Raw genomic sequence first — 16,789 nt, 5'->3', positions numbered from 1 at the left:
GTACGACTATAGTGATCAATCAGCTAATTCTTTTGTTAGCGGCCCTTCGTGAGCGGCTGTAGAGTCGCCTTGAAATCGAATTCATGTGGTTTTGAACAGATATGTAACGAAATTAGCGAGTTTATGTCTTTTGCATAAATTCGCTAATTTCGATACATACGCTGCGGCCAGCACTCTTACCCAATCGCGTTTGCCAGAAAACGACGCCGCCATTATTCCCTTTCTGTTGCTCAAATCGACCTCGGTGCTTAAACCGATTCAGCATCCGCCACGCTCAGATCTTTCTTGTAATTGGAGTGAATGACCTTAAGATGATTTTATCTGGCCATCATCGTTTTTTATCATGGATGTTTCTCGGGGGTAGGTCGAAATGGCAGAGCAAGAAGACGTTAAAGGCGCGAGCGGGCGCTTTAACACGAATGATGAGACGAAGCGGATCGTATGGATACAGGCCGCTGGTCATTGTGAACTGTGTGGTACAGATCTAACGTTCGACTATCGTGCCGGCAAACCGATGAAATGGGGCGAAGTGGCGCATATCCTACCCGCCAGTCCGAAGGGGCCTCGGGGTCGCGCAGATCATGACGCTGAGGCGCATACCAACGATACCGCTAACCTGATGCTCCTGTGCCCAGGCTGTCATGACAAAATTGATCGTGACGCAGATGGTTACCCTGAAAATGATTTGAGTGGTTTACACCAAGCGTACCTGGAACGCATCCGGCTCGCCGCAACGACCCCCGATGGTGGCAGAGCCATTCCTCTCATCGTCCAGAGTCAGCATTTCCAGACGATCACCGATATTCCCGTTCGCGATCTGTTGACTGCGATGTCTGCTGAGGGATTAACCGCCTTCGATCAAGGCATCAAAATCACCTTCGCTGCGCCCGGACCACGCGGCAGGGACACCACTTATTGGCAAAACGTCAAAGACAGTGTGCAGTATGAGCTTGAGCAGCAACTCAAGCGTCGCGGCGGCACCTATGGCGACTCGCCCGCGCTAGCAGTGGTAGGCTTGGCCGACATTCCGGCTTTGATGATGTTGGGCCAGAGTATCGGCGACCGCTCCAAGCGCTTGATCTTCGCCTTTCACCGCGAGCATCTTTTGCGCTGGCCCGATCAGTCCGCGGAGCCGCCCGTTTTTTTGTTTACACCTCCCTCCGACGGCGATGGGCCGCTGGCGCTTGTGCTCTCCATTTCTGCGCAAGTTCCAGTTCGCGACGTGCTCGACGCTCTGCCCGGTGCACGTATAGCAGAGCTGTCGATCCCAGAGCCAAGCTATGCGATGGTACAAAACCGTCGGGTGATTCATGCCTTTCGTGACGCACTTCAAATACGACTGAGCCAGCTTGAAGCTCTGACTCCTACCCCTATCCACGTCTTCGCTGCTATTCCTGCGGCATTGGCCATCGAGTTTGGCGCGTTGCTTACAACGCAGCACCAACATACGTACCTGATCTTCGATCGGGACAAAGAAAACCAAGATCGGTTTACGCAAACACTGCAATTGGGCTCGGTGGCCCAGGAGGCTAGGTAAATGCTATTGAGCAACGAACAGACCAAGCGCAGCAGTTGGGAATATTTTCTGCTTCGCGCCGCGCGGGAAATCTCGCTGTCGGAAGCGCAGTACGAAAAAATAAATGACCGCTACTCCCAACTGGAAAAAATCCTCTCGGCCTCCGACAACCCGCTGCTCGCTGAGGCACATATTTTTGTTCAAGGCTCGATGCGGCTGAAAACGACCATCAAGCCAATCCTCGGTGCGCCTGCGGATCTGGACACCATTGATGCGGACGCGATTATCTGGCTCCCTAACGCTCAAGGCGCTAGTGCGAACGAAGTTCTAGAAGCGATTGAGCAGCGTTTTAGGGAAGGCTCTCGCGTTCAGGAAGAAGTTAAGCAATTACGTCGTGGCATCCGGATCATTTATGCCGACGAAAATCCGGGTTTCCACATCGATGTCACGCCTGCCCGCGCGATCAATGGAAATGGCGAAGCAAACGGCGAGGGTAAGCTGGAGGTCCCGGATCGGGTCACAGGGTGGAAACCAAGCAGCCCTATCCCTTACTCGAATTGGTTACAGGTTGCTTCTGCCCAGGAAATCTCCTTGGAGAGCTTGGTGATTGCCAAAAGCCAGCGAATGCTTGATGCCGCGACACAAGATCCTTTGCCGCATTATCAGGACTACATCGATCAAGATCCCCTGCGTGCGACCATAAAGCTGCTTAAGCGGCATCGCGATGAATGGGCCATCAAAACTAGGAGCGCTGATACTCGGCCCATATCTGCAGTTATCACCACTCTGGCCACTCACGCGTACCTGGATGTCGTGAAGGAGTCCCAGTCGAAGCCTCTGGCACCGCTCGATGCAATTCTGGAAATCGTTCGCAGAATGCCGCAGCACATCGCGCAAAGAGGTAGCGATTGCTTTGTCTGCAACCCTGCCGATAACGGCGAAAACTTTGCAGAGAAGTGGAATCGACCGGGCGAGGGGCAAGGCTATCGCAAAGCGTTTGCCAAGTGGCATGCGGACGCCAGTGCATCCGTGTCCTTGGGTCTGGAAAATTTTGAGTCCAATGATTCTTTTGCCGAGGCAGTGAAAAAGAATTTCGGTATCGCGCCGGCATTCATTACGGCGGTAAACAATGAGATCCCTGCGAATTGGACGATGCCCGGCCGACCGGATGGCACTACTCGAAACTCTGCTTCGATGGGTTCCCTCTTCGGAGGGGCCAGCGGTGGCGGAACCTCTCAGTCGAGCGTAAAGCCAGTTGGACGCCTTGGCTGATCCTCTTAAGACGCCATTGCAGCGCGGAATCGCCGCACTGCGAAATACCCTAGGTCAGGATGCAGCCGATGCATTGCTCCAGCCCGCACCCATGCGGGCTGACGAAGCGGCGTGCTTTCACTTCCCCTTGCCCATCGATTACACGGGGCAGGAGCGGCGACTGCGTATTGGTTTTCCCTCCAACTTTCCCCGTGGGCTCTTGCGGCTAAACGTCGAACCTTCTCCATGGCTGGTTTGGCCGCATGCCACTAAGTCGGGGCTTTGCCTTCATGGCTTTCAGGAACGCCCCATTATGGGCTCCCCGGAGGTCGTGGTAGAGGACAGCCTTGCTCGCTTGGCCCAGATCGTTTCGTTGTCCAAGATGGGATCAAGTCAGGCAACGCGCGATATCGAATTTCAGAATGAGATCACTACCTACTGGTCTTTTCAGCACGGTCAGTCATTCCAGAACCTCTTACTTTTGGATCGGCCTCAGGCCGCCTCGCAGTTGTTTGCTCTCAGCGATCCGCGCCGGGCTGTGCCATCCGGACAGGAAACGGTTTGGCTAGGATCGAACGTAGCTGCACTCAAAGGGCATTACCGACGGGTTGTCGGGCGCTCCGCTGTCATTCGCGCGGCCGAAACTCCTGGTTTTTACGTCAAGCTTCAGACTTATCCGGATATCCGCACTCCGGATCCAGAAGATTTATTGCTCTGGCTCACGCCACACCTTCAACCAGACGATGCCGAGCAATTGCTGGCATGGTTTGAGCTGCACGGAACGTTGGCGAGTCGATGGATTGTCCTGGAGCTTCCTGGGGGGACGGATGCTCCAACTTATTGCCTCAATGTGCGCTCGCTTGGCGTACAGCAAGAGCGGGGGGCAAAGTTTGGCTTGCGCACAGCGCGCCGCCGGCCAGCCATCGCAAATGCACATCCTCCGGCACTTGTTCGCGCAACTGCCCTAGACGTGCTTGATCGTGCGTCCATTCTGTCCCGCGATATAAGCGGCACTGCAAAACACCTTGAAAATGCTCGGGTCGTTTGTGTTGGCGTTGGCTCGTTAGGCAGTGCGGTGGCAATACAATTGGCACGCTCCGGTGTCGGCCACCTTGCCCTCATCGATCCTGACACTCTGGTGTCAGCCAATCTGGGTAGGCACGTTCTGGGAGCGGATAGCCTAGGGAGGCTGAAAGCCTCAGCGTTGAGGGACAAGATTCTGTTAGATCTTCCGACTACAGAATGCACCGCTTATTCGACTTTCGCCGAAGTAGTTATGAGCAGCAAACCAGAAGTGTTCGATAACGCAGATCTTGTGGTGATTACGACAGCGGACTGGCAGTCGGAGGTCACTGTATGGCGAGCCAAATCCAGCGGCGTTTCTTGGGGACTTTTACAAGCCTGGAGCGAACCGTATACCCAGGTAGGCCACGCGCTATTCGCACCAGCCGGTACCTTTGATGGCCGTCATTTATTCACGGACATCGGCGATTTTCTTCATAAGTTTACAGAGTGGCCGGGAGGAGGTGTGGTTCCACTGCCCGCTTGTGGGGAGAGCTTTATTCCAGGCGGATCGCTGGGGATGACCAATATCGCCTCTATGGTGTCGCACACGGCTTTACGTGCATTGACCGGCAACATCACCACTGCATCTTGGGTCAGCAGTATCTACAGGCCTGAAGATGTGCCGAGCCTAGGAGGCCAATACCATGGGCCCAAACTTCAAGAGGGGGCGCAGCAACTCCTACTCGAGCGCGGATGGCCGGAACATAAGGATGACATGGTATGACGGATATCGCTTGGCGCTGGAGATGGGCGGAGGTGGATTCCGAGCTATTGGTGTCGCAAGCTGTCGCGGACATCTTGGATAGTCATCGGCAGGGCCTCTTTGGCGTGGAGCGAGGGGGACAGTTATTCGTCAACCCGGTTAATCCGAAAGGGTTGCTGCTGGCCTTGGCCACGTTGCCTCATCGCGCCGATCGGTCAGGCTGGTCTTGGCTAGAGTTGGATGCGGAGCGGTGCTGCCAGGAGATCCAAGCTGCTAACGAACAAGGGTTACGTCTGGTGGGCTATTGGCATACGCATCCCCAATCTGTTCCGGTGATTTCTCCGGCAGACATAGGAAGTTTCTCCAGATTTGCTGCGCGTTACACGCAGGATCTGCCGCACCCAATAGCCGTTATCGTTGGCAAGTCCGAAAAACCAGAAGGCATCAAGGCGTGGTCGTTCAGGGGCGGCAGATATGTTGAGGCAACCTGGCTTAGATAAGCTTCAAGTCGGTGCCATGGAAGGCATGTCAGCGGTTACCTTTACCCGCCAGCATTAGTGCGAAGAGCTCTGCCTGAAAGCGAGCATCATCCAATGCGTTATGGTTCGGTTCGCTGAGCGGCTTCAGCGCAGCGGTCATCTTGGATGATTTTGTTTCCTGCCAGCTGCAACCTACAGCTCCCATGAAGTAGGCCTTCATGTCGATAGCGGTAAAACCAAAGGGGTTGGTTTCCAAGTATTTATGGAAGTAGTAGTTGACGAATGACCAGTCAAACGGTGCATTGAGTCCTACGAAAATGACCTTCTTCCCCGTTTGGCAGGATGATTTCAGCCATTCACCAAATGTCAGCATCGCCTGTTGCGGAGTGAGTCCTTCGCGCTCCAACTTCTCCAGACTCAGCCCCGATACTGCGAGTGCTTCTGGGTCGTGTTTTGGACTGTCAGGTCGTAGTTCAAGATAGATGGACGTGGCAGGTTGATCTACAAGGCAAGCTCCAATGGAAAGCAAACTGTATTCGCCTGGTATAGGTCCAGAAGTCTCGACGTCGACGGAAACATAAAGCTCATCAGGGTTCATGTCATATCCTTTTCGTGTAGTTGCCAGATCACGCTCAAGCTCGTAACCATGTGACGGTGGTAAGGCGGCGAAGCCATTGACCGATTTTTTGCTGTTTTACTCGCTATCCGGCGTTCGAGCAGCGGCAGTGCATGTCTACTGGAGGAGTGCACGTTCCTTTGGTCAGCTCTGCGCCCGAGCATAATGATGTGTGTCATTCTCTAATCGCGGATGAGGGCCGGACAATCATGAGCGAGCGTTGGATAGTCAAGTGCCAGAATACTGAGGACGGTACTGGCGACATCATCATTGACCTACCTCCAGAGTTGCTTGACCAAATGGGGTTAGGTGTTGGGGACGACCTGGAGCTAACGGTAGCGAATGGCACATTAGTGCTGATGCCCCTGGACAACGCAACATCAGTGCGGCCAATGTTTGCTGGCGTCCTGCGTCATGATGTCTATCATGCTTACCGCACGCGTCTGGACGCGCTTCTTCATATCTCGGTCAATGCTTCGGATCTGGACATTCACGACGTGATTGTAGCTGGCTTCTCGGCCAGCCTGATCAAGGTGCTCTGTGATGATGGAACCCTAAGCGACGAAGAGCGCGACAGAATCATTCAACCCAAAACGCTCAAAAAAAAATTGGCAGCCAATCAGCTCTTAACGTTGCATGAGAGCGACCGCCTGTTCCGGTTTGGACACATTACTGCCATGGCCGAGGTGATCTTTGGTGACAAAGGGAAGGCCAAACGATGGCTTTCAAAACCCAAAGCCCGTTTTGAGGGAGAGAGCCCATCGGCGATGCTCACTACAACCATTGGCACACATCTAGTCGAAGAAATGCTGATTCAGGTGGCTGAGGGCATGTCATCGTAATCCAGCCGCAGCCTATTCGTGAGAATCGCTTTTCCCTGGAGATAGGGCGTCTTGCGTCAAAACAAAATAATGCAGGCTTAATGCTGATGGGCTTATATCGCGCGTTATCAAGAGGCTTGCATGCGATAGCTGAAAGCCAGTGTCTAATTAATTGTTCGCGTCGATTCTGACGGCTACACTCCAACCCCATGAAACGCTACCTGCGGTTTTGCCTTATTTTTGTCATCAGCCTGGCGCTTCCCCTCAGCGGGATGGCGGGGGTGCAGGCACCGACAGTACCGTGCCCGATGAAAGCCATGGGCATGGCGATGATGGACGACATGGGCATGGATTGTTGCAATGACATGAAGAGCCCGACCGAGCATGGGAAACCCTGCAAACCGGGTCAGGAGTGCAAGACGGGCGGGATGCTGCAAGTCTCGATCGTCAAGCCGCCCGTGACACTGTTCAGCCCCGTCGTGCTGGTCTTTTCCAGTGATTCCGTTTCTGTGTCCACCCCGTCCGGGGTATGGCGACCGCCCCGCGTCTGATTCCTATCCGTTATTGAACCTCATCCTGTTTTAACGGGATGGCATGGCTGTGCGCAGATCTTTTGACGCGCGCAGCGGATCATCACAGGAATCGCAAACATGAACCCCAAGTGCTTTTGCACAGGTTGGTCCCTAGTGGCCGGCCTGGCGGCAAGCGTACTGGCCTTGCCGAGCTTCGCTACCTCGCTGACGCTCGACGAAGCCTTGCGGCTGGCCGAAAACACCGCGCCGTCGCTGTCTGCACAGGATGCAAAGATTCAGGCTGCCAGCAGTGCGGCCATTCCAGCGGGTGAGCTACCTGATCCGAAGTTGCTGGCTGGTCTGCAGAACTATCCCATCGGCGGCCCAGATCGCTGGAGCGTCAATGATGACTTCATGACTATGCAAATGGTCGGGGTCAGGCAAGACATGCCCAATATTGACAAGCGGAGGGCGCGGATCGAGGTGGCGAACGCAGGGGTTGAGCGTGCCGCTGCTGAGCGTCAGGTTGAACGCCTGAACGTGCGCCAAGCCACGGCGCTGGCTTGGATAAGCAGCTATTCAATCGAGCGCAAAGACGCGCTGTTCCAGGACTTCTACAAGGAGAACCGCCTGCTGAGCGACACCGTCCGCGCGCAAATTGCCGGCGGTCGCGCACAACCGGCCGATGCCGTGACACCGAAGCAGGAAGCGGCGCAACTGGCCGAGCAGCAGGACGATCTGATACGCCAGCGTGCTCAAGCGCGCGCGGCGCTGAAACGCTGGATTGGTCCGGCCGCCAACGCAACGCCGGCGGGAAGTCTTCCGCAGTGGCCGATCGATACGTCAGGCTTGCCCCATAAACTGCAACATCATCCCGAGCTGGCCGCGTACGGGCCGATGACCCGTGAAGCGCAAGCCAAGGTGCGCGAGGCGCAGGCGGAGAAAAAGTCCGACTGGAGTTGGGAGGTGGATTATCAACACCGTGATCGGCAGTTCGGCGACATGGTAAGCGTGCAACTTTCTTGGGATCTGCCGTTGTTTCCGCAGACTCGGCAGAACCCCAAAATTGCCGCCCGAGAAGCCGAAGTCAACCAACTCGAATCCGAGCGCGAAGCCTTGTCACGCGAGCATATCGAGCAACTGGAAAGTGAACTGGCTGACTATGAACGGCTCAATCGTGCGGTCCAGCGCAATGCGCAAAGTCTGCTGCCGCTGGCCAAAGAAAAAGTCGAACTCAGCATGGCCAGCTATCGCGCCGGTAAAGGCGATTTGAATGCGGTTGTCGCCGCCAGACGTGAACTCATCGAGGCTCGCCTCAAACAAGTCGAAGTGGAGGAACAGCGAGCACTGACCAATGCACGACTGTATTTTGCGTACGGAGAGGCCAGCCAATGACCCTTAAAAAGAGTGGGGTGTTGTTGGCAGGCTTTGCAATGGCAATGGGCGTCGCCGGTGGTTACTGGCTGGCGCTTCAACGCGTCAGCGAAGTGCCGAGCGCTTCGCCTGAGCAAAATCTCAACGCGCCAAATGAACGCAAAGCCCTGTATTGGTATGACCCGATGTTCCCCCAACAGAAGTTCGACAAACCGGGTAAATCGCCGTTCATGGACATGCAGTTGGTCCCGCAATACGCCAGTGGCGGCAACGATCAAGCGACGGTCAGCATCGACCCGAGCGTGGCGCAGAATCTCGGTCTGCGCTCGGCGATGGTCAGCCGTGGAGTGTTTGCGTCCAGCCTTGATGTGAGCGGCATCCTCGCCTTTAACGAACGGGATGTTGCGATTATCCAGGCTCGTACTCCTGGCTTTGTCGAGCGGGTCTACGCGCATGCTCCCGGTGATCAGCTGAAAGCCAACGCGGCGCTGGCGGATATTCTGGTGCCCGAGTGGGCGGCGGCGCAGACTGAGTTCCTGGCCCTGAAAAACAACGGTGATCGCGACTTGCTCGCCGCTGCGCGGCAGCGCTTACGGCTCAGTGGAATGCCGTCGGGAATGATTGCCCAGGTCGAACGTAGCGGTAAGATCCAACCTTATCTGACGCTGACCAGCCCGATTGGCGGGGTGCTGCAAGAGCTCAACCTGCGCATAGGCATGACCGTCGCGGCGGGCGAGACGCTGGCGCGAGTCAATGGTCTGAGCAGTGTCTGGCTGGCGGTGTCCGTTCCTGAATCCGACGCGGGCACCATCGCCGAGGGGCAAAAGGTCGAGGCGCAGTTGCCGGCTTTCCCTGGGACCAAGGTCAATGGCACTGTCAGCACAATTCTGCCGGACACCAATGCGGACAGCCGCACCCTGCGCGTACGGGTCGAACTACCCAATCCAGACGGCCGCCTAAGGCCCGGTTTGACGGCGCAAGTGCGCTTGAGCAGCTCAACTGAGCAGAGTGTGTTGTGGGTTCCGAGCGAGGCCGTCATTCGCACGGGTCGGCGTGCCTTGGTGATGCTAGCCGAAGATGCTGGCCGCTATCGCCCCGTTGAAGTGCAGCTCGGGCAGGAAAGCAGTGGCAAGACAGTAATCGTTAAAGGTCTGGATGAAGGTCAGAAGGTAGTTACCTCGGGGCAATTTCTGCTCGACTCGGAGGCCAGTCTCAAGGGTATCGTGGCCAGTTCAGCAGGCGAACCACCCCGTATCGCAGCAGCCTCAGGTTTGCATGAGGCAGACGGGCAGATCGTCGAAATCGACGATAAAGAAGTCACACTCGCCCACGGCCCCTTCAAGACACTGGGCATGCCGGGCATGACGATGACGTTTCCACTTGCCAATCCGACCCTGATTCAGGGTCTGAAAACGGGCGACAAGGTTCGGGTCGCGGTGAGCCAAACCGACGATGGATTGCGTGTCGAGCGTCTAGATAAAACGGGAGGTCAGCCATGATCGCTGCGCTCATCCGGTGGTCAGTCGCCAACCGCTTTTTGGTGCTGTTGGCGACACTTTTCGTCACAGCTTGGGGCGTCTGGTCAGTTCAGAGCACACCCATCGATGCACTACCGGATCTCTCCGATGTACAGGTGATCATCCGTACCCCTTATCCGGGACAAGCACCGCAGATTGTCGAGAATCAGGTCACCTATCCGCTGGCCACCACCATGCTTTCAGTACCTGGAGCCAAGACCGTGCGCGGGTACTCCTTCTTCGGCGACAGCTTTGTTTACGTGCTGTTCGAAGACGGTACGGACTTGTACTGGGCTCGCTCTCGGGTGCTGGAGTATTTGAGTCAAATACAAAGCCGGTTGCCAGCCAGCGCAAAGCCCGCATTGGGGCCGGATGCAACGGGAGTGGGCTGGATTTATCAGTACGCACTGGTGGATCGCACTGGTGGGCACGATCTCGCGCAACTTCGTGCGCTTCAAGATTGGTTCCTGAAGTTTGAACTCAAGACGCTGCCCAATGTTGCGGAAGTGGCCACCGTGGGCGGCATGGTCAAGCAATACCAAGTACAGCTCGATCCGCTCAAGATGGCCAATCTCGGGATCACTCAGGCACAGGTGACTGAAGCCATCGGCAAGGCTAATCAGGAAACCGGTGGTGCCGTGCTGGAAATGGCCGAAACCGAGTTTATCGTGCGAGCTTCGGGTTATCTAAAGACGCTCAACGATTTTCGGACGATCCCGCTGAAGTTGGAATCAGGCGGTGTGCCTGTAAGCCTTGGCGATGTCGCCACGATTCAGCTTGGGCCGGAAATGAGACGAGGCATCACTGATCTTGACGGGGAAGGCGAGACCGTCGGTGGGGTGGTGATTTTGCGCAGCGGTAAGAATGCTCGCGAGACCATTACGGCGGTGAAGAGCAAACTGGATGAGCTGAAAAGCAGTCTCCCAGCAGGCGTAGAAATCGTAACAACCTACGATCGCAGCAAGCTGATCGACCGCGCAGTAGACAACCTCAGTTACAAGCTGCTGGAAGAGTTCATCGTCGTTGCCCTGGTGTGCGGGATCTTCCTCTGGCACCTGCGCTCATCCTTGGTGGCAATCATTTCGCTACCTGTGGGGGTGTTGATTGCATTCATTGTCATGCGATACCAGGGCATCAACGCCAACATCATGTCCTTGGGTGGGATCGCTATCGCTATCGGTGCCATGGTCGATGCCGCAGTGGTGATGATTGAAAACGCACACAAAAAAATAGAATCCTGGCACACCTCTCATCCTGGGCAGGAGTTGAAGGGTGAGCAGCATTGGCATGTGATGACCGATGCAGCGGCCGAAGTCGGCCCCGCGCTTTTCTTTTGTCTGTTGATCATCACTCTGTCGTTCATTCCGGTGTTCACGTTGGAGGCTCAGGAAGGAAGATTGTTTGGCCCACTGGCGTTTACCAAGACCTACGCCATGGCGGCAGCGGCGGGATTGTCGGTCACGTTGGTGCCGGTGTTGATGGGTTACTGGATTCGGGGACGAATTCCGAGTGAGCAGCAGAACCCTTTAAACCGCTGGTTGATACGGATCTACCAACCCGCGTTGGACGCAGTTCTGCGTCGTCCGAAAACCACTCTGCTGGTGGCGCTGTTGGTATTTGTCAGTGCGCTATGGCCAATGTTTCGCTTGGGTGGGGAGTTCCTTCCACCACTGGACGAAGGGGATCTGCTCTACATGCCTTCAGCCCTGCCGGGGTTGTCGGCACAGAAGGCTGCACAACTGCTGCAACAGACCGATCGCCTAATCAAAACAGTCCCTGAAGTTGAACACGTTTTCGGCAAGGCCGGTCGTGCTGAGACCGCTACCGATCCAGCGCCGTTGGAAATGTTTGAAACCACGATTCAGTTCAAACCGCATGAGCAATGGCGCCCAGGCATGACCCAGGAAAAATTGGTAGAGGAGCTGGACCGCGTGGTACGCGTGCCTGGCCTGACCAATATTTGGATACCCCCGATTCGCAACCGCATCGACATGCTGGCCACAGGGATCAAAAGTCCCATCGGGGTGAAAGTTGCCGGCACTAACCTGACGGAAATCGATTCGGTCACCCAGGCGGTTGAAAAGGCAGCCAAAAATGTGCCCGGTGTCAGCTCCGCGTTGGCCGAGCGCCTGACCGGTGGCCGCTACATCGATGTGGATATCGATCGTAATGCAGCCGCCCGCTACGGCATGAATATCGCCGATGTGCAATCCATCGTGGCCGGTGCTATCGGAGGCGAAAATATCGGGGAGACCGTTGAGGGGCTCGCACGTTTTCCGATCAGCGTCCGTTACCCGCGAGAGTGGCGTGACTCACCGAGAGCCTTGGAACAATTGCCCATCTACACATCGTCAGGCATCCAGATCACCCTCGGTACTGTGGCAAAAATCAAGATCACTGACGGTCCACAAATGCTCAAGAGCGAGAACGCGCGGCCTTCGGGCTGGGTGTACATCGATGTACGTGGTCGTGACATTGCCTCCGTGGTCGCCGATCTTCGTCAGGTCGTCAATCAACAGGTCAAGTTGCAGCCTGGTATGAGCTTGAGCTACTCGGGGCAGTTCGAGTTTCTCGAAAGAGCTAACGCACGACTCAAGCTGGTCGTACCGGCCACGCTATTGATCATCTTCGTGCTGCTTTACCTGACATTCGCTCGATTCGATGAGGCCTTGTTGATCATGGCCACACTCCCTTTTGCTCTCACTGGAGGGGCATGGTTCCTCTATTTGCTCGGTTTCAATCTGTCGGTGGCAACGGGGGTCGGCTTCATCGCACTAGCCGGGGTTTCTGCGGAGTTCGGCGTGATCATGCTGCTCTACCTGAAGAATGCTTGGGTCGAACGTGTAGACCTTGGCGATAACTCTGAACGTGCACTAGTGGCGTCGATTCGTGAAGGCGCTGTGCAGCGGGTGCGTCCCAAAGCTATGACTGTGGCTGTCATCATCGCGGGCCTGTTGCCCATACTGTTGGGCAGTGGTACCGGCAGCGAAGTGATGAGCCGAATTGCCGCGCCAATGGTCGGCGGCATGGTAACCGCGCCCTTGCTTTCCCTGTTTGTCATCCCCGCGGCCTATCGCTTAATGCGTCGTCGAAATCTACCTAGCAAACCCGTAATTCTGAAAGGAAATGTCGTATGAAACTGACCCTTATTACAGTTGCCAGCACTGCGGTTGTGCTCTCTTTCGCTGCCCATGCAAAAGACACGTCAGCAATGAAAATGGACGGTATGGAAGGCATGGAAATGAAGCAGGAATCAAAGCAGGAATCAAAGCAGATGGCTGTCGCCGATGCCGAGGGCACGATCAAGGCCATTGATCCTGCGAAACATACCGTGACACTCGCTCACGGTGCCGTCCCAGCTGTTCAATGGCCGCCGATGACCATGGCCTTTTCCGTATCGGATGATCAATTGGCAGGGTTGAAGGTAGGAGATCGTGTGTCATTCACCTTTCGGGTCGAGGGAGGTAAAGGAACGATCGTCTCCATAAAGAAATGAGTTACTAATGCTGTCGGTTACCGGCAAGCATCGTGGTGCCGGTCACCGACCATCATTTCATCAACGTAACCCTGAGTGTTTATTTGATAGATGTTTAAATGGAGCGCTGATTTACCCGTTTCGACAGCTCTTCAGCCGACTCTTTGCGTTCCGAGTAACGGTCTACCAAGTACTCCTGACGGTCACGCAATAGCAGGGTGAACTTCATCAGCTCCTCCATCACGTCGACCAGGCGATCGTAGTAAGACGAAGGCTTCATACGTCCATTCTCGTCAAACTCGGTAAACGCTTTGGGCACCGAAGACTGGTTGGGGATCGTCACCATGCGCATCCAGCGACCCAGTACCCGCAACTGATTCACCACGTTGAAAGACTGAGAGCCGCCGCAAACCTGCATGACTGCCAAGGTTTTACCTTGGGTCGGACGTACCGCGCCCATCGCCAATGGCACCCAGTCGATCTGAGCTTTAAAGACGGCGCTCATCGATCCATGACGCTCTGGGGAACACCACACCTGTCCTTCAGACCACTGCATTAGCTCGCGGAGTTCCGCGACTTTTTGGTGGGTATCCGGAGCATCATCAGGCAGTGGTAATCCTGATGGGTTGAAGATTCGTGTTTCCGCACCGAAGTGCTCCAACAACCGCGCGGCTTCTTGGGTTACCAATCGGCTGAACGAACGCTCGCGGGTCGACCCATAGATCAGAAGGATGCGCGGTTTATGCGTGGACGGCTCACGAGGAGTGAGTCGCTCCATGCTTGGGACGTCGATGAGATCTGCTTCAATGTTTGGAAAATGGTCTTTCATAGTGACTCCTGGCACCAGCGGGACATGGTCTACAACGTGCCGATGCGGGCTAGCTCAGTTTTAAGCTCTTCTGAGCTCAAAGTAGCGATAGGCAACGAAATGAAGGCGTTTACCCGCTCTTGGATTTTGCTCAGGGTTTGCTGGAATGCCGCCTCGATTTGCACTTCAGATCCCGTAGCTTCAGAAGGATCTGCCAGCCCCCAATGAGCCTTGAGCGCCGGGCCGAAGAAGATCGGGCAGGCTTCGCCGGCTGCCCGATCGCAGACCGTGATCACGATGTCTGGTGGCGACCCTTCAAAGGCATCGGATGCTTTACTGCTAAGGCCGCCAGTAGGGATCCCTGCAGCTTCGAGCGTTTGAATCGCTCGCGTATTTACCCGGCCACTTGGGAAGCTTCCGGAACTGACGGCTTCCATTCCTTCAGGAGCAAGGTGATTGAACACCGCCTCGGACAAGATGCTCCGGCAGCTGTTGTGGGTGCACATGAATAGGACTTTCATCGTGATCTCCTGGAATCAAAAGCTGAGGCGCAAAGCCAAGGCGCTCAGGGTGGCAATGAGGATTGGAAGCGTGAGCACCACACCGGTCTTGAAGTAGTAACCCCAACTGATGGTGATGTCCTTTTTAGCCAGCACGTGTAGCCAGAGCAGTGTGGCTAGGCTGCCGATTGGAGTGATTTTCGGACCAAGATCGCAGCCAATGATGTTCGCGTAGACCATGGCTTGATGAACTACACCAGTCGCTTCCGTTGCATGGATCGAGAGCGCGCCGATGAGCACAGTTGGCATGTTATTCATGATCGAAGAAAGCACGGCGGTCAGAAGTCCTGTACCCAGCGACGCCCCCCAAATGCCATATCCAGCGAATACGTTGAGCAATTGAGCAATGTGGTCAGTCAGTCCGGCGTTCTTCAAGCCATACACCACCAGGTACATGCCCAGCGAGAAGATCACGACTTGCCACGGCGCGCCCTTGAGCACCTTGCTGGTGTTGATGGCGTGACCTTTGGCTGCGATGACATAGAGCACCAATGCGCAGGCGGCGGCGATGCCACTGATGGGGATACCCATTGGCTCGACAACGAAGAAGCCGACCAGTAACGCGAGCAGCACCCACCATCCTGCCACGAAGGTTGCGCGATCGCGTATCGCATCCTCTGGGGCATGGAGCTGTGTCAGGTCATAAGTCTTGGGTAAGTCTTTTCGGAAAAACCACAGGAGCATTCCCAGCGTTGCAGCGATGCTGACCAAGTTGACCGGCACCATGATTGCCGCGTACTCGCTGAATCCAATGTTGAAGTAATCGGCCGAAACGATATTCACCAGGTTGGAAACCACCAACGGCAAACTCGCTGTATCAGCAATGAATCCTGCGGCCATCACAAACGCCAGAGTCGCTGCGGGGGAAAAGCGCAGGGCCAGCAACATGGCGATCACGATAGGAGTAAGGATCAGCGCCGCGCCGTCATTGGCGAACAGTGCTGACACAGCTGCTCCCAACAAGATGATGAAGGCAAACAACTTGCGGCTGCTGCCACCTCCCCACCGAGCGACATGCAGGGCTGCCCACTCGAAGAAACCAGCCTCGTCGAGCAGCAGACTGATGATGATCACGGCGATGAACGTCGCCGTGGCGTTCCAAACGATATTCCATACCACCGGGATATCGCCAAGGCTGACCACGCCGCTCAACAACGCAAGCGCGGCACCCAATGAGGCACTCCAGCCGACACCCAGCCCTTTGGGCTGCCAGATGACCAGGACGATGGTGAAAATAAAAATGAGTAGAGCGATTAGCATGCGGGCGACTCGTTTCGAAGGTTGGATCAGTCGCACACGGCCTGATTGACTGGACGATCATTCATTTCACAGAGCCGCTTTGTTTCTGTGTTCAACCAATGCTGGTTGGCATCGACGACACCTTTGAGCACTTCGACGACCCAGGTCGGCAACTCGGGATGGAGCCGGTAGTAAACCCATTGGCCCTGTCGGCGGTCCGCTAGTAACCCCGAGGATCTCAGCAACGCCAGGTGCCGAGATATTTTGGGTTGGCTCTGGTCCAGAGCGGCGGTCAGTTCGCATACACAGAGTTCTCCCTCGCGGGCGATGAGTAGCGTTATTTTGGTTCGAGTGTCATCTGCCAAGCTTTTGAACAAAACGGTAGGAGTGATCGGCTCGTTCATGAGGCCTCCAGGTGTTTGGTTTTCACCAATACAAATAATTTGATGCGTTCGTGGATATCGTGAAGGGCGTGTTTGAAGGCGTCCGGGTGGGAGCTGCTCACTGGATCCTCAAAGTCCCAGGCAAGCACGTCACCTGCCTTGGGCATCGCCAGACATTCACGCGCAGACTTGTCGCAGGGGGTGATCACGTAGTCGAAGTGCTCGTCACGAAACTCTTCGATGGACTTACTGCGTAGCGCCTTTGCATCAACGCCGACGTGTTCCAATGCCGCGATAGTCTGTGAATCAACCTCAGTGGGTTCGGTACCAGCGCTGAACGCTTGAAAACGCGGTCGCTGTTTCTCAGCAATGCTTCAGCCAGCTGGGATCGAGCTGAATTGGCGACGCAGACAAAAAGCACTTTGATGGGGGGCTTATGATCACTTCTTCCGCATACGGAAAATCGAATA

The 16,789-nt window shown here is 55.6% G+C and carries 15 protein-coding genes and 1 pseudogene; 10 read left to right on the top strand and 6 right to left on the bottom strand.

The window, feature by feature from the left end; all coding sequences use genetic code 11:
• The first annotated feature begins 370 nt into the window (after positions 1–370).
• Genes QMX86_RS01100 through QMX86_RS01085 form a run of 4 tightly spaced genes read left to right on the top strand, consistent with a single transcriptional unit; the run spans position 371 to position 5,035 of the window.
• Positions 371–1,537 (top strand): SAVED domain-containing protein, encoded by a 1,167-nt coding sequence (locus QMX86_RS01100; protein WP_151550847.1) that lies wholly within the window; start codon positions 371–373, stop codon positions 1,535–1,537.
• Positions 1,538–2,788, top strand: a complete 1,251-nt coding sequence (locus QMX86_RS01095; RefSeq protein ID WP_151550848.1) for a nucleotidyltransferase — start codon at positions 1,538–1,540, stop codon at positions 2,786–2,788.
• Positions 2,772–4,556: a ThiF family adenylyltransferase gene (locus QMX86_RS01090; protein ID WP_151550849.1), complete on the top strand. Its 1,785-nt coding sequence runs from the start codon at positions 2,772–2,774 to the stop codon at positions 4,554–4,556. Before QMX86_RS01095 ends, QMX86_RS01090 begins: the two co-directional genes overlap by 17 nt.
• On the top strand, positions 4,553–5,035 hold the full coding sequence (locus tag QMX86_RS01085; RefSeq protein ID WP_151550850.1) for a Mov34/MPN/PAD-1 family protein: 483 nt from the start codon (positions 4,553–4,555) through the stop codon (positions 5,033–5,035). Before QMX86_RS01090 ends, QMX86_RS01085 begins: the two co-directional genes overlap by 4 nt.
• Before the next feature lie 28 nt (positions 5,036–5,063).
• On the opposite strand, the gene QMX86_RS01080 is transcribed toward QMX86_RS01085, so the two are convergent.
• Positions 5,064–5,612: a 3'-5' exonuclease gene (locus QMX86_RS01080; protein WP_151550851.1), complete on the bottom strand. Its 549-nt coding sequence runs from the start codon at positions 5,610–5,612 to the stop codon at positions 5,064–5,066.
• Between the two features lie 227 nt (positions 5,613–5,839).
• On the opposite strand from QMX86_RS01080, the gene QMX86_RS01075 reads away from it, so the two are divergent.
• The 6 genes from QMX86_RS01075 (at position 5,840) to QMX86_RS01050 (ending at position 13,350) form a co-directional block, all read left to right on the top strand.
• The gene (locus tag QMX86_RS01075; protein ID WP_256675390.1) at positions 5,840–6,472 is read left to right on the top strand and encodes an antitoxin Xre/MbcA/ParS toxin-binding domain-containing protein; all 633 of its coding nucleotides are present in this window, start codon (positions 5,840–5,842) and stop codon (positions 6,470–6,472) included.
• Between the two features lie 188 nt (positions 6,473–6,660).
• Positions 6,661–7,002, top strand: coding sequence for a hypothetical protein (locus QMX86_RS01070; protein ID WP_151550852.1), 342 nt, complete (start codon positions 6,661–6,663; stop codon positions 7,000–7,002).
• A 99-nt stretch (positions 7,003–7,101) separates the two neighbouring features.
• Complete coding sequence (locus QMX86_RS01065) at positions 7,102–8,358, top strand: TolC family protein (RefSeq protein WP_151550853.1); 1,257 nt, start codon at positions 7,102–7,104, stop codon at positions 8,356–8,358.
• Positions 8,355–9,836 (top strand): efflux RND transporter periplasmic adaptor subunit, encoded by a 1,482-nt coding sequence (locus QMX86_RS01060; protein ID WP_151550854.1) that lies wholly within the window; start codon positions 8,355–8,357, stop codon positions 9,834–9,836. Before QMX86_RS01065 ends, QMX86_RS01060 begins: the two co-directional genes overlap by 4 nt.
• Positions 9,833–12,991 carry an efflux RND transporter permease subunit gene (locus QMX86_RS01055; protein WP_151550855.1) on the top strand — a complete coding sequence of 1,053 codons (3,159 nt, stop codon included), beginning with the start codon at positions 9,833–9,835 and terminating at the stop codon, positions 12,989–12,991. The genes QMX86_RS01060 and QMX86_RS01055 overlap by 4 nt, the downstream gene beginning before the upstream one ends.
• A complete protein-coding gene (locus tag QMX86_RS01050; protein WP_151550856.1) occupies positions 12,988–13,350 on the top strand; it encodes a copper-binding protein in 363 nt (120 codons plus the stop codon). Before QMX86_RS01055 ends, QMX86_RS01050 begins: the two co-directional genes overlap by 4 nt.
• A gap of 94 nt (positions 13,351–13,444) precedes the next feature.
• Here QMX86_RS01050 and arsH read toward each other — a convergent pair whose 3' ends face one another.
• The 5 genes and pseudogenes from arsH to QMX86_RS01025 all read right to left on the bottom strand — a co-directional run bounded on the left by arsH (position 13,445) and on the right by QMX86_RS01025 (position 16,746).
• Complete coding sequence (gene arsH / locus QMX86_RS01045; protein ID WP_151550857.1) at positions 13,445–14,158, bottom strand: arsenical resistance protein ArsH; 714 nt, start codon at positions 14,156–14,158, stop codon at positions 13,445–13,447.
• Positions 14,159–14,187: 29 nt separating this feature from the next.
• Positions 14,188–14,658: an arsenate reductase ArsC gene (locus QMX86_RS01040; protein ID WP_151550858.1), complete on the bottom strand. Its 471-nt coding sequence runs from the start codon at positions 14,656–14,658 to the stop codon at positions 14,188–14,190.
• Between the two features lie 15 nt (positions 14,659–14,673).
• Positions 14,674–15,957, bottom strand: a complete 1,284-nt coding sequence (locus tag QMX86_RS01035) for an arsenic transporter (protein WP_151550859.1) — start codon at positions 15,955–15,957, stop codon at positions 14,674–14,676.
• A 26-nt stretch (positions 15,958–15,983) separates the two neighbouring features.
• Positions 15,984–16,340, bottom strand: coding sequence for a metalloregulator ArsR/SmtB family transcription factor (locus QMX86_RS01030; protein ID WP_151550860.1), 357 nt, complete (start codon positions 16,338–16,340; stop codon positions 15,984–15,986).
• Positions 16,337–16,746 (bottom strand): annotated as a pseudogene (locus tag QMX86_RS01025) (arsenate reductase ArsC). Before QMX86_RS01025 ends, QMX86_RS01030 begins: the two are co-directional and overlap by 4 nt.
• Between the last annotated feature and the right edge of the window lie 43 nt (positions 16,747–16,789).

The sequence above is a fragment of the Pseudomonas sp. PS01270 genome (assembly GCF_029959775.1).
In the GTDB taxonomy this organism is placed as follows: domain Bacteria; phylum Pseudomonadota; class Gammaproteobacteria; order Pseudomonadales; family Pseudomonadaceae; genus Aquipseudomonas; species Aquipseudomonas atacamensis.
This window is presented reverse-complemented; position numbering and strand designations above follow the sequence as displayed.